Origin of the sequence: Pseudomonas tensinigenes (genome assembly GCF_014268445.2) — a bacterium.
GTDB classification, from domain to species: domain Bacteria; phylum Pseudomonadota; class Gammaproteobacteria; order Pseudomonadales; family Pseudomonadaceae; genus Aquipseudomonas; species Aquipseudomonas tensinigenes.
Genome location: NZ_CP077089.1, coordinates 1,520,327 through 1,532,941, shown reverse-complemented (window position 1 = coordinate 1,532,941; position 12,615 = coordinate 1,520,327). Strand labels below are relative to the sequence as shown.

The window sequence follows — 12,615 nt, the reverse complement described above, 5'->3', positions numbered from 1 at the left end:
GTTCACTCTAGCTTGGCGCTGCTTCAGCGCCATCGGAACATGGCTTTGTAAGTCAGTTCCAAGTGGAAACCAATAAAAAATTGGCAACCCCATCTGAAAAGAGGCTGCGCGCGTTAGCGGGCAGCCTCTTTCGGCGACAGTTGAAAAACCGTCTTACTGCTTGGCGGCAGCCAGCTGGGCAGCAACTTCTTCAGCGAAGTTGTCTACTGGCTTCTCGATGCCGTCGCCCACTTTGTAGTAGGTGAAGGAAACGATTTCTGCGCCGCCTTTCTTGGCCAGCTCGCCAACCTTGATTTCAGGGTTCTTGACGAACGCTTGCTCAACCAGGCTTGCTTCTGCCAGGAACTTGCTGATACGGCCTTTGACCATGTTCTCAACAATGTTTTCTGGCTTGCCTTTGATCTTCTCTTCGTTCAGCTGCAGGAACACAGCTTTTTCACGCTCGATCGCTTCAGCCGAAACTTGCGAAGGCAGCAGGAACTCAGGGTTGCTTGCAGCAACGTGCATCGCGATGTCTTTGGCCAGCTCGACGTCACCGCCTTTCAGAGCCACAACAACACCGATCTTGTTGCCGTGCAGGTACGAACCTACAACGTCAGCTTCGATACGGGCCAGACGACGGATGTTGACGTTTTCGCCTACTTTGGCAACCAGCGCTTCACGAGCAGCTTCTTGCGAAGCGATCAGCGGAGCAGCGTCGGTCAGCTTGTCAGCGAAAGCTTTTTCAACGCTGGCAGCAACGAAGTTCTTGAAGTCGTCTTGCAGAGCCAGGAAGTCGGTCTGCGAGTTCACTTCCAGGATAACGGCAGCTTTACCGTCGTCCTTGATTGCGATTGCGCCTTCGGCGGCAACGTTGCCAGCCTTCTTCGCAGCCTTGATCGCGCCCGAAGCACGCATGTCATCAATGGCTTTTTCGATGTCGCCGTCAGCCTTTTCCAGGGCTTTCTTGCAGTCCATCATGCCTTCGCCGGTACGCTCGCGCAGTTCTTTAACCAACGCTGCAGTAATTGCTGCCATTTTCAAATTCCTCTTGGATAGGTTTTCAACCATTCCACCCGATCGAACGGGCGTTCAATTCTTCCCGAACCACCCTTGTTAGCTGCCGCACATTACAAACAGTGCCGTGGGCGCCGACAAATGGTTTTCGAGGTGGCAAAAAGGGGGCCAAGCCCCCTTTTTGCTTACTGAGTCAACGCCAGGGCGTTAATTACTCAGCTGCAGCCTGAGTTTCTTCAGCTGCGAATTCTACAGTGCCGCCAGCAACATTGTTGCGACCACGGATCACTGCGTCAGCCATCGAACCCATGTACAGCTGGATAGCGCGGATTGCGTCATCGTTGCCTGGGATGATGTAGTCAACGCCTTCCGGGCTGCTGTTGGTGTCGACAACGCCGATTACCGGGATGCCCAGCTTGTTGGCTTCGGTGATCGCGATGCGCTCGTGGTCAACGTCGATCACGAACAGTGCGTCTGGCAGACCGCCCATGTCCTTGATGCCGCCCAGCGAACGATCCAGCTTCTCAAGATCACGGGAGCGCATCAGCGCTTCTTTCTTGGTCAGCTTGGCGAAAGTACCGTCTTCGGCTTGAACTTCAAGGTCACGCAGACGCTTGATGGAAGCACGAATGGTTTTGAAGTTGGTCAGCATGCCGCCCAACCAGCGGTGATCGACGTACGGCGAACCGCAACGTGCTGCTTCTTCAGCAACGATCTTGCCAGCGGAACGCTTGGTGCCGACGAACAGAATCTTGTTTTTGCCCTGGGCCAGACGCTCTACGAAAGTCAGAGCTTCGTTGAACATTGGCAGGGTTTTTTCAAGGTTGATGATGTGAATCTTGTTACGCGCGCCGAAAATGTACTTACCCATTTTCGGATTCCAGTAACGGGTTTGGTGACCGAAGTGCACACCGGCCTTCAGCATATCGCGCATATTGACTTGGGACATGATAGTTCCTTAATAAGTCGGGTTTGGCCTCCACGTATCCCAATGACCAACCAGTGGCATAAAGCCAAAAGCACCCAGGTCATCGTGTCGACACGTGTGTGGATTTAAGCTTTTCGGGGTATCCCCGGAAAGCGGCGCATTTTATACCACAGGGTGCGCAGAAACGGAACCCGGAATCTGTATTCGCACCAAGGACATGGGCGCAGCCCCCTTGGAATCGGCCCCGAACGCACCATTGTATAGAGAGAAGCGATGCACGCGGGCGCTGAATTGCGCCGTGCGTCTGTTAGAATCGCGTTTTTCAGGGTCGCCGATCGAACACCGGCCACCCTATCCGTATCAGCAAGCGCCGCCGAGCGCAGAGAGAGCCTGTATGACCGTCAACCTCAAAACTCCCGAGGACATCGCTGGCATGCGCGTCGCCGGCAAACTGGCCGCCGATGTGCTGGAAATGATTGCCGAACATGTCAAACCGGGCGTCACCACCGATGAGCTGAACCAGATCTGCCACGATTACATCGTCAATGTGCAGCAAGCCATCCCTGCCCCGCTCAACTACAAGGGCTACCCGAAGTCGATCTGCACCTCGATCAACCACGTGGTCTGCCATGGCATCCCGAATGACAAGCCGCTGAAAAACGGCGACACCCTGAACATCGACATCACCGTCATCAAAGACGGCTACCACGGCGACACCAGCCGCATGTTCCATGTCGGCGAAGTGCCGGTCTGGGCCGAGCGTCTGTCGCAGATCACTCAGGAATGCATGTACAAGGCGATCGAGATCGTCAAACCCGGCTGCCGCCTCGGCGACATCGGCGAAGTGATCCAGAAGCACGCCGAGAAGAACGGTTTTTCGGTGGTTCGCGAGTTCTGCGGTCACGGCATCGGCAAGGTCTTCCACGAAGAGCCGCAGATCCTGCACTACGGCCGCGCCGGCACCGGCATGGAACTGAAGGCCGGCATGACCTTTACCATCGAACCGATGATCAACCAGGGCAAGGCCGACACCAAGGTATTGGGCGATGGCTGGACCGCAATCACCAAGGACCGCAAGCTCTCGGCCCAGTGGGAACATACTTTGCTGGTCACCGACACCGGCTACGAGATCTTCACCCTGCGCGCCGATGACACCATCCCACGCATCTCGGCCTGATTCACATAACGCTCCCAGCCTTGTATAGAAGGAAAGCCAATCGATGCCGCAGGTGGATCCCGAACTCTTCGACCGCGGCCAGTTCCAGGCTGAACTGGCCCTGAAAGCGAGTCCTATCGCAGCGTTCAAGAAGGCGATCCGCCAGGCTCGCGACGTCCTTGATGCGCGTTTTCGCAGTGGCCGTGACATCCGCCGCCTGATCGAAGACCGCGCCTGGTTCGTCGACAACATCCTGCAAAAGGCTTGGGAGCAGTTCAACTGGAGCGAAGACGCCGATATCGCGCTGGTCGCGGTCGGCGGCTATGGCCGTGGCGAGCTGCACCCCTATTCCGACATCGACTTGCTGATCCTGCTGGACAGCGCCGATCACGAAGTTTTCCGCGATTCCATCGAGCGTTTTCTGACGCTGTTGTGGGACATCGGCCTGGAAGTCGGCCAGAGCGTGCGCTCGGTCGATGAATGCGCCGAAGAAGCCCGCGCTGATCTGACTGTTGTCACCAACCTGATGGAAAGCCGCACCATCTGCGGTCCCGAGCGTCTGCGCCAGCGCATGCTTGACGTCACCAGCACCGCCCACATGTGGCCAGCCAAGGAGTTTTTCCTGGCCAAACGTGCCGAGCAAAAGGCCCGCCACCACAAGTACAACGACACCGAATACAACCTGGAACCCAACGTCAAAGGTTCGCCCGGGGGCCTGCGGGATATCCAGACGATTCTGTGGGTGGCCCGGCGTCAGTACGGCACCCTGAACCTGCGCGCCCTCGCCGGCGAAGGCTTCCTGGTCGAGAGCGAAAACGCCCTGCTCGCCTCCTCTCAGGAATTTCTCTGGAAAGTGCGCTACGCCCTGCACATGCTCGCCGGTCGCTCAGAAGACCGCTTGCTGTTCGATCATCAACGCACCATCGCCGGCCTGCTGGGATTTGAAGGTGACGACGCCAAGCAGGCCGTCGAAAACTTCATGCAACAGTATTTCCGCGTGGTGATGAGCATTGCCCAGCTCAGCGACCTGATCATCCAGCACTTCGAAGAAGTCATCCTCGCGCCGGAAGACGAAGCGCCGCCGCAGCCGATCAACTCGCGCTTCCAGTTGCATGACGGCTACATCGAGGCACGTAACGACAACGTGTTCCGCCGTACACCGTTCGCCATGCTGGAAATTTTCGTGCTGATGGCGCAGCAACCGGAAATCAAAGGCGTGCGCGCCGACACCATCCGCTTGCTGCGCGAGCATCGTCACCTGATCGACGACAACTTCCGCAACGATATCCGTAACACCAGCCTGTTCATCGAACTGTTCAAGTGCAAGATCGGCATCCATCGCAATCTGCGGCGGATGAACCGTTACGGCATTCTCGGGCGTTATCTGCCGGAGTTCGGTTTTATCGTCGGGCAGATGCAGCACGACCTGTTCCACATTTATACGGTCGATGCGCACACGCTGAACCTGATCAAGCACCTGCGCAAGTTGCAGTACACCCAGGTCTCGGAGAAATTCCCGCTGGCCGCCAAGCTCATGGCCAAACTGCCCAAGCCCGAACTGATCTATATGGCCGGTCTGTACCACGACATCGGTAAAGGCCGACATGGCGATCACTCGGAAATCGGCGCGGTCGATGCCGAAGCGTTCTGCCAGCGCCATCAATTGCCGGTGTGGGACAGCCGGCTGATTGTATGGCTGGTGCAAAACCACTTGGTGATGTCGACCACCGCCCAGCGCAAGGATTTGTCCGATCCGCAGGTGATCCACGATTTCGCTCAGGCGGTTGGCGATGAAACACGCCTCGACTATCTCTATGTGCTGACCGTGGCCGACATCAACGCGACCAACCCGACGTTGTGGAACTCCTGGCGCGCCAGCCTGTTGCGCCAGCTCTACACCGAGACCAAACGCGCCTTGCGCCGTGGCCTGGAAAACCCTGTGGATCGCGAAGAGCAGATCCGCCAGACCCAAAGCGCTGCACTGGACATTCTGGTACGTGGCGGCACTGACCCGGACGATGTCGAGCAATTGTGGGCGCAACTGGGTGATGACTATTTCCTTCGCCACACCGCCGGCGATGTCGCCTGGCACAGCGACGCCATTCTTCAGCAGCCCGTCAATGGCGGGCCGCTGGTGCTGATCAAGGAAACCACCCAGCGCGAGTTCGAGGGCGGTACGCAGATTTTCATTTATGCACCGGATCAGCACGACTTCTTCGCCGTGACCGTGGCGGCGATGGATCAGCTCAACCTGAACATTCACGACGCCCGTGTCATCACGTCCAGTAGCCAGTTCACCCTCGACACCTACATCGTGCTCGACAACGAAGGCGAATCCATCGGCGACAACCCGGCACGGGTCAAGCAGATCCGCGAAGGTCTGACCGAAGCCCTGCGTAATCCGGACGATTACCCGACGATCATCCAGCGCCGCGTGCCGCGCCAGCTCAAGCACTTCGCCTTTGCGCCGCAGGTGACGATTCACAACGATGCTCAGCGACCGGTGACCGTGCTGGAATTGACCGCACCTGATCGCCCGGGCCTGTTGGCGCGGATCGGCGGGATTTTCCTCGAGTTCGACCTGTCGCTGCAGAACGCCAAGATTGCGACCCTGGGCGAACGGGTCGAGGACGTGTTCTTCATCACCGACGCCCACAATCAACCGTTGTCCGACCCGTTGCTGTGCAGCCGTTTGCAGGATGCGATCGTTGAGCAACTGAGCGTCAATCAGGAACCCGATATCAAACTGTCGCGCATCAGTATTTGATCGCGCCCCCGGATTCAAATGGCTTTGCACGAGACCCAGCCCCAATGAACAACGCTCTGAACCAGCTCCAGCCCTACCCGTTCGAAAAGCTCCGCGCCCTGCTCGGCACCGTGACCCCGAACCCGGATAAACGTCCGATCGCGCTGTCGATTGGCGAGCCGAAGCATCGCTCGCCAAGCTTTGTCGCCGAAACGCTGGCCAACAGTCTGGATCAGATGGCGGTGTACCCGACCACCCTCGGCATCCCGGCGCTGCGTGAAGCCATCGCCGGCTGGTGCGGGCGTCGTTTCGGCGTGCCAGGCGGCTGGATCGATCCGGCGCGCAACGTGTTGCCGGTCAATGGCACGCGTGAAGCGTTGTTCGCGTTCACCCAGACCGTGGTCAACCGTGGCGACGACGCGCTGGTAGTCAGCCCGAACCCGTTCTACCAGATCTACGAGGGCGCTGCGTTCCTCGCCGGGGCCAAGCCGCATTACCTGCCGTGCCTTGACGAAAACGGCTTCAACCCGGATTTCGATGACGTTTCGCCAGATATCTGGAAACGCTGCCAGATCCTGTTCCTCTGCTCGCCGGGTAACCCGACCGGCGCACTTATTCCGGTCGACACCCTGAAAAAGCTGATCGCCCTGGCCGACGAGTACGACTTCGTGATCGCCGCCGACGAGTGCTATAGCGAACTGTACTTCGACGAACAGACGCCACCGCCAGGCCTGCTCACTGCCTGCGTCGAACTGGGCCGCAAGGATTTCAAGCGCTGCGTGGTGTTTCACAGCCTGTCCAAGCGCTCCAATCTGCCGGGTCTGCGCTCCGGGTTCGTGGCGGGCGATGCCGATATCCTCAAAGGTTTCCTGCTGTATCGCACCTACCACGGCTGCGCGATGCCGGTGCAAACGCAACTGGCCAGCGTGGCTGCGTGGAATGACGAAGTGCATGTGCGCGCCAATCGCGCGCTGTACCGCGAAAAGTTCGATGCGGTGTTGGAGATCCTCAGCCCGGTGATGGATGTTCAGCGTCCGGATGGCAGTTTCTATTTGTGGCCGAATGTGAACGGCGATGACGCGGCGTTCTGCCGTGATTTGTTCGCCGAAGAGCACGTGACCGTGGTGCCGGGATCCTATCTTTCGCGCGATGTCGACGGCGTCAACCCAGGGGCCGGCCGTGTACGCATGGCACTCGTGGCGCCGCTGGCTGAATGCGTGGAAGCCGCGGAACGGATTCGCGCGTTCATGACTCGCCAACGCTGAGCAACTTTACCGTGCCAGCAAAACTGGCACGGTAACTTCCCCCTGCAAAGACACAACTCAATAAACTTGTATCCCGCCTTAGTCCATCTAACAGCTTACTATTGAGCTGCGTATCACGCTGCGCAGATTTAACTGCTAACTAATATCAAATATCAAAACAAGGAAGTTCAATCATGAACCCGACCACTAATATCGGCTTCAGCATAATGCTCGCAAACATTCAAACCGGAAGCGGAGTACAACAATAATGTGGGCCCGAAACAATCCCTCCAAACTGTGGACTCCTGGCCAGACGTTGCGTATCGCCTTCCTTAATGGCACGCCTGAATTCAAACAAGCCGTCCGTTCCGCCGCCAGTAACTGGCTGGCACACATCAATTTGAAGTTCAACTTCGTCGAGGGGGCAGAAGGTGATATCCGCATACTCAGCGAAAATGGCACGTTCTGGTCGCAGATTGGCACCGATGCATTGCTCGACACCGATGAACCCACCATGCGGCTCTGGCCACACTCGAGTAATCATGCACGTTATTTCGCAGCGAACGTCATGCATGAGTTTGGCCATATGCTCGGCGCAGAACACGAACAAACCAATCCGACAGCCAACATCCCCTGGAATAGAACAGCCCTGTATGAGAGTCATGGAATCACCGACAACCCCGAGGAAGATGACTATCAGGCCGGAGTAATACGCAATAAACTGAACCAGTTGTACCTTGACCGTGCCGACCCGAGCGAAAGTCTTTATTCAACGTATGACCGTAAATCGATCATGCACTACGTCATCCAGCAGACCTGGACTGAAGGTGACTTCCAGATCTTTCCTAATCTGGAACTCAGTGAACACGACAAAGCCTTCATGGCAAAGGCCTACCCCTATCCACCGCAAGCAAGCGAATGACTTTATCCGCCAGTGCATGTTTATTTGACCTGCCCCAGGTTTGCTTCGCTTAAATCAAGATCTGCCAACACTTCTCGCAGGACGTCATCACCAATCTCGTGTTGGCGACTCAAGCTATAAAGTTCAAGGCGTTGTGCCCGCAGCGCCTTCAAACGCAAACGGCGTTCCAGCAGATCCATCTGGAACGCTAGCGCCTGGGCTTCTGCCGAATCGTTGAAAACTTCCAGTTGATGGCGATACTCGGACATGATCCGCGCCTTGAGTTCCGCCGAGAGAGCGGCTTGAGCGGCGTCCTGCGGGGCGACCTCCTCCGTCTCCAGGGCATGAATCGCAGGAAGATCAAACCGTTGAAGGCGAACTCCAGCAGCGACCAGACACTGCGATTGAGCAAGCGGGTGCTGGTCTGCCGAGGCAACAGATCGAGCCAGCTCTGCATCATCCCTGCCGCCACGGCTGAGAGAATGCCCGAGACGCCAAGACGTTCCGCCAGCACATAAGCGGCGAACGGCAGCAGCAACATGAACACCACGTGAGTGGCCGGATCGTCCCAGCCTCGGGCGATCATCCACGCCCGCAAGCGCCCGACCAGCCAGCTCAATGCCACACCGACTGCCAGACCACCGAGCGCCACCACGACAAAGGTGAGGCTGGCGTTGGTCAGTGAGAACACCCCTGTGATAGCCGCCACCAGGGCGAACTTGAAGGTCACCAGACCCGAGGCATCGTTCATCAGCGCCTCGCCCTGCAAGATATGCATCAGCGGGGTCGGCAAACGGTTTTGCGAAATGGCCGATACCGCCACGGCGTCCGTCGGCGACAGCACTGCCGCCAGGGCGAAAGCCACCGGCAACGGAATTGATGGCAACAACCAATGAATGAAGTAACCGGCGCCGACCACGGTGAACAACACCAGCCCCACCGCCAGGGTCAGGATCGGCCCGCGCAAATGCCAGAACTCGCGCTTGGGCATGCGCCAGCCATCGGAAAACAGCAGGGGCGGCAAGAACAGAAAGAGGAACAATTCGGGATCAAGCGCCACGTGCAGGCCGAGGGTCGGCCAGGCGAGCAAGGCGCCGGCGGCGATTTGTACCAGCGGCAGTGGCAACGGGATGACCCGTCCGACCAGCCGCGAAACGCTGACCAGCATCAGCAGGATCAGGACGGTGTAAGCGGTTTGCATAAAGCGGAAATCTCAGACAATCGACAGCGTTGAACTGCCATATTAGCTGCTTAGGATGAATCTGACCGTTGCACCTATGTCGCAGCTGCCGGATTGCAGTCCCTTGTGGGAGCGAGCCTGCTCGCGAATGCGGTGGATCATTCAATATCGATGTCGCCTGATATGGCCCCTTCGCGAGCAGGCTCGCTTCCACAGGTTTTGCGTATTCACCGAAGGGTCATGGCATAATCCGACACCATTTTTCTCCAGCACCTGTAAAGGGGGCAATTCCTTGACCGTTTCAAGTAAAACGTTGCACCTTTTCGGCATCAAAGCCTGCGACACCATGAAAAAGGCGCGCACCTGGCTCGATGAACACGCTGTCAGCTACGACTTTCACGATTACAAAAGCGCCGGCATCGACCGTGAACACCTGACCCAATGGTGTGACGAACATGGCTGGCAAACGGTGTTGAACCGCGCAGGCACGACCTTTCGCAAACTCGACGACGAACGCAAAGCCGATCTCGACCAGTCGAAAGCCATCGAACTGATGCTCGCTCAACCCTCGATGATCAAGCGCCCGGTGCTCGATCTCGGTGACCGAACCCTGATTGGCTTCAAGCCAGATATCTACGCGGCCGCTCTGAAGTAAGCAGCCCGTCACTCTTTGTAGAGGTGTATTTACATGTCCAATTCCCTGTTCAGCATCGCCTTTGGTGTCGGCACTCAGAACCGTCAAGGCGCCTGGCTGGAAGTGTTCTACGCACAGCCACTGCTCAACCCTTCGGCCGAACTGGTCGCGGCAGTTGCGCCAATCCTCGGTTACACCGAAGGCAACCAGGCCATCACTTTCACCACCGCCCAGGCTGCACAACTGGCTGAAGCCGTGAAAGGCATCGACGCCGTGCAAGGCAAGCTGCTGACCCGTCTGGCTGAAAGCCACAAGCCACTGGTCGCCACCCTGTTGGCCGAAGATGCCCAACTGACTTCGACGCCTGAGGCCTACCTCAAGCTGCATCTGCTGTCGCACCGTCTGGTCAAGCCGCACGGCGTGAGCCTGGCCGGGATCTTCCCGCTGCTGCCGAACGTTGCCTGGACCAGCCAAGGTGCTGTTGACCTGAGCGAACTGGCGGAAATGCAACTGGAAGCGCGTCTGCGTGGCGAACTGCTGGAAGTATTCTCGGTAGACAAGTTCCCGAAAATGACCGACTACGTGGTTCCGGCTGGCGTGCGTATCGCTGACGCGGCACGTCTGCGTCTGGGCGCTTACGTCGGTGAAGGCACCACCGTCATGCACGAAGGTTTCATCAACTTCAACGCCGGCACCGAAGGCCCGGGCATGATCGAAGGCCGCGTTTCCGCTGGCGTATTCGTCGGCAAGGGTTCAGACCTGGGCGGCGGCTGCTCGACCATGGGCACTCTGTCGGGCGGCGGCAACATCGTCATCAAGGTCGGCGAAGGCTGCCTGATCGGCGCCAACGCCGGTATCGGTATCCCGTTGGGCGACCGCAACACCGTTGAGTCGGGCCTGTACGTGACCGCCGGCACCAAGGTGGCGCTGCTCGACGAAAACAACAACCTGGTCAAGGTTGTGAAAGCGCGTGAATTGGCTGGTCAGACTGACCTGCTGTTCCGTCGCAATTCGGAAACCGGTGCAGTGGAATGCAAAACCCACAAATCGGCGATCGAACTGAACGAAGCGCTGCACGCTCACAACTAAGTGTTTGAATAATCCATTGTAGGAGTGAGCCTGCTCGCGATGCTTTTAGCGCCCTCACGGACGCCATCGCGAGCAGGCTCACTCCTACAGGATTTGGCGTACATCCCGCCCCTCTTCACCAGGGCTAAAAACTGTGATGATTCCCTCCCCCTGGCGTGCCGATTTTCCGGCCATCGCCGCTCTGCAACGGCAAGACCAGACCTATCTGGACAACGCCGCCACCACGCAAAAACCCCAGGCCCTGCTCGACGCACTGACGCATTACTACGCCAACGGTGCGGCCAATGTGCATCGCGCGCAACACCTGCCCGGCGCTCACGCAACGCAGGCGTTCGAGGACAGTCGGCTCAAGGTTGCCCAGTGGCTGAATGCCGGTGACAGCGGGCAGATCATCTTTACCCACGGCGCCACCAGTGCGCTGAATCTCCTGGCTTATGGCCTGGAACATCTATTCCAACCGGGCGATGAAATTGTCATCAGCGCCCTGGAGCATCACGCCAACCTGCTGCCGTGGCAGCAACTGGCACAACGGCGCAATCTGAAGCTGGTGATTCTGCCGCTGGATGCCGACGGTTTGATCGACCTTGCGGCCGCCGTGCATCTGATCGGTCCGCGCACGCGTTTGCTGGCGATCAGTCAGTTATCCAACGTGCTCGGTGCCTGGCAGCCATTGCCGGCATTACTCGGCATGGCCAAGGCGCAGAACGCGCTGACCGTGGTCGACGGCGCCCAAGGCGTGGTCCACGGCCGGCATGACGTGCAGGCGCTGGGTTGCGACTTCTATGTGTTTTCCAGCCACAAACTGTATGGCCCCGATGGCCTCGGCGTATTGTTCGGGCGCAACGCTGCGCTTGAGCAATTGAAGCCATGGCAGTTCGGCGGCGAAATGGTGCTGGAAGCCAACTATCACGACGCGCGTTTCCGCCCTGCTCCGCTGGGTTTCGAGGCGGGCACGCCGCCGATTGCCAGTGTCATCGGCCTTGGCGCGACGCTGGATTATCTGGCGGGTCTGGATCAGGACGCGGTCTCTGCTCATGAAGCCGCGTTGCATGACTATTTGCTGCGTGGCCTCGCGGCGCGTAATGGCATTCGTCTGCTCGGCAAGCCGCAATTGGCGCTGGCCAGTTTTGTCGTCGAGGGTGTGCATAACGCTGATCTGGCGCACTTGCTGACCGAGCAAGGGATTGCCGTGCGCGCCGGTCATCACTGCGCGATGCCGCTGCTGAAAAGCTTCGAACTGGCCGGGGCGATTCGGGTGTCACTGGCGCTGTACAACGATTCCGAGGATCTGGAGCGCTTCTTTGAAGCGCTGGATCAGGCGCTGGAGTTGTTGCGATGAGCTTGCCGGTCGAAGCGGCAGAGGCGTTGCAGACTTTTCAGAATGCAGCGGGCTGGGAACAGCGGGCGCGATTGTTGATGCAGTTTGGTGATCGTCTGACAGCGCTCAGCGAGGCGGACAAGTGCGACGCTAACCGGGTGCATGGCTGTGAGAGCCAGGTGTGGCTGGTTGGCGAACTGGACAACGGTCACTGGCAATTCAGCGCGAGCAGCGATGCGCGGATGATTCGCGGGTTGGTGGCGTTGTTGCTGCTACGGGTTAACGGGTTGTCGGCGGCTGAATTGCAGCAGGTTGATTTGCCGGACTGGTTCAATCAACTAGGCCTTTCGCGGCAGCTATCGCCCTCGCGCAGCAATGGCCTCAATGCCGTACTTCAGCGAATGAATGAGTTGGCTGGTTAAT

Annotated in this window: 11 protein-coding genes and 1 pseudogene; 8 read left to right on the top strand and 4 right to left on the bottom strand. The window is 58.2% G+C overall.

What is annotated here, in order from left to right; genetic code table 11:
* Window positions 1–153 precede the first annotated feature (153 nt).
* Entirely contained in the window at window positions 154–1,017 is an 864-nt protein-coding gene (tsf, locus tag HU718_RS06630; RefSeq protein WP_095119292.1) for a translation elongation factor Ts, read from the bottom strand.
* 190 nt (window positions 1,018–1,207) lie between these two features.
* Window positions 1,208–1,945, bottom strand: a complete 738-nt coding sequence (gene rpsB, locus HU718_RS06625; protein ID WP_003222119.1) for a 30S ribosomal protein S2 — start codon at window positions 1,943–1,945, stop codon at window positions 1,208–1,210.
* 373 nt (window positions 1,946–2,318) lie between these two features.
* Here rpsB and map point away from each other — a divergent pair, with 373 nt between their 5' ends.
* From map to HU718_RS06605, 4 genes are all read left to right on the top strand, one after another.
* On the top strand, window positions 2,319–3,101 hold the full coding sequence (map, locus tag HU718_RS06620; RefSeq protein ID WP_186612492.1) for a type I methionyl aminopeptidase: 783 nt from the start codon (window positions 2,319–2,321) through the stop codon (window positions 3,099–3,101).
* A 43-nt stretch (window positions 3,102–3,144) separates the two neighbouring features.
* Complete coding sequence (locus HU718_RS06615; RefSeq protein ID WP_095119294.1) at window positions 3,145–5,847, top strand: [protein-PII] uridylyltransferase; 2,703 nt, start codon at window positions 3,145–3,147, stop codon at window positions 5,845–5,847.
* Window positions 5,848–5,891: 44 nt separating this feature from the next.
* Complete coding sequence (gene dapC / locus HU718_RS06610) at window positions 5,892–7,091, top strand: succinyldiaminopimelate transaminase (RefSeq protein ID WP_186612490.1); 1,200 nt, start codon at window positions 5,892–5,894, stop codon at window positions 7,089–7,091.
* Between the two features lie 247 nt (window positions 7,092–7,338).
* Entirely contained in the window at window positions 7,339–7,992 is a 654-nt protein-coding gene (locus HU718_RS06605; RefSeq protein WP_186612488.1) for a zinc metalloprotease, read from the top strand.
* Between the two features lie 20 nt (window positions 7,993–8,012).
* Here the strand turns inward: HU718_RS06605 and HU718_RS06600 are convergent, their stop codons facing one another.
* Together HU718_RS06600 and HU718_RS06595 are read right to left on the bottom strand one after the other, a co-directional pair.
* Window positions 8,013–8,240 (bottom strand): hypothetical protein, encoded by a 228-nt coding sequence (locus HU718_RS06600; RefSeq protein WP_186612486.1) that lies wholly within the window; start codon window positions 8,238–8,240, stop codon window positions 8,013–8,015.
* Between the two features lie 83 nt (window positions 8,241–8,323).
* Window positions 8,324–9,172, bottom strand: a pseudogene (locus HU718_RS06595) (Na+/H+ antiporter); the annotation flags it as partial.
* 271 nt (window positions 9,173–9,443) lie between these two features.
* Here HU718_RS06595 and HU718_RS06590 point away from each other — a divergent pair.
* The 4 genes from HU718_RS06590 to HU718_RS06575 all read left to right on the top strand — a co-directional run bounded on the left by HU718_RS06590 (window position 9,444) and on the right by HU718_RS06575 (window position 12,614).
* Window positions 9,444–9,806, top strand: coding sequence for an ArsC family reductase (locus HU718_RS06590; protein WP_016985102.1), 363 nt, complete (start codon window positions 9,444–9,446; stop codon window positions 9,804–9,806).
* A 33-nt stretch (window positions 9,807–9,839) separates the two neighbouring features.
* Entirely contained in the window at window positions 9,840–10,874 is a 1,035-nt protein-coding gene (gene dapD / locus HU718_RS06585; protein WP_077571310.1) for a 2,3,4,5-tetrahydropyridine-2,6-dicarboxylate N-succinyltransferase, read from the top strand.
* Window positions 10,875–11,007: 133 nt separating this feature from the next.
* Entirely contained in the window at window positions 11,008–12,213 is a 1,206-nt protein-coding gene (locus HU718_RS06580) for an aminotransferase class V-fold PLP-dependent enzyme (RefSeq protein ID WP_186612482.1), read from the top strand.
* Window positions 12,210–12,614, top strand: coding sequence for a SufE family protein (locus tag HU718_RS06575; protein ID WP_150706074.1), 405 nt, complete (start codon window positions 12,210–12,212; stop codon window positions 12,612–12,614). Before HU718_RS06580 ends, HU718_RS06575 begins: the two co-directional genes overlap by 4 nt.
* The last annotated feature ends 1 nt before the right edge of the window (window position 12,615 follow it).

Bases quoted from the DNA above. Each gene is read 5' to 3' on its own strand.
- tsf (WP_095119292.1), bottom strand. From the start codon at position 1,017: ATGGCAGCAATTACTGCAGCGTTGGTTAAAGAACTGCGCGAGCGTACC.
- rpsB (WP_003222119.1), bottom strand. From the start codon at position 1,945: ATGTCCCAAGTCAATATGCGCGATATGCTGAAGGCCGGTGTGCACTTC.
- map (WP_186612492.1), top strand. From the start codon at position 2,319: ATGACCGTCAACCTCAAAACTCCCGAGGACATCGCTGGCATGCGCGTC.
- HU718_RS06615 (WP_095119294.1), top strand. From the start codon at position 3,145: ATGCCGCAGGTGGATCCCGAACTCTTCGACCGCGGCCAGTTCCAGGCT.
- dapC (WP_186612490.1), top strand. From the start codon at position 5,892: ATGAACAACGCTCTGAACCAGCTCCAGCCCTACCCGTTCGAAAAGCTC.
- HU718_RS06605 (WP_186612488.1), top strand. From the start codon at position 7,339: ATGTGGGCCCGAAACAATCCCTCCAAACTGTGGACTCCTGGCCAGACG.
- HU718_RS06600 (WP_186612486.1), bottom strand. From the start codon at position 8,240: ATGTCCGAGTATCGCCATCAACTGGAAGTTTTCAACGATTCGGCAGAA.
- dapD (WP_077571310.1), top strand. From the start codon at position 9,840: ATGTCCAATTCCCTGTTCAGCATCGCCTTTGGTGTCGGCACTCAGAAC.
- HU718_RS06575 (WP_150706074.1), top strand. From the start codon at position 12,210: ATGAGCTTGCCGGTCGAAGCGGCAGAGGCGTTGCAGACTTTTCAGAAT.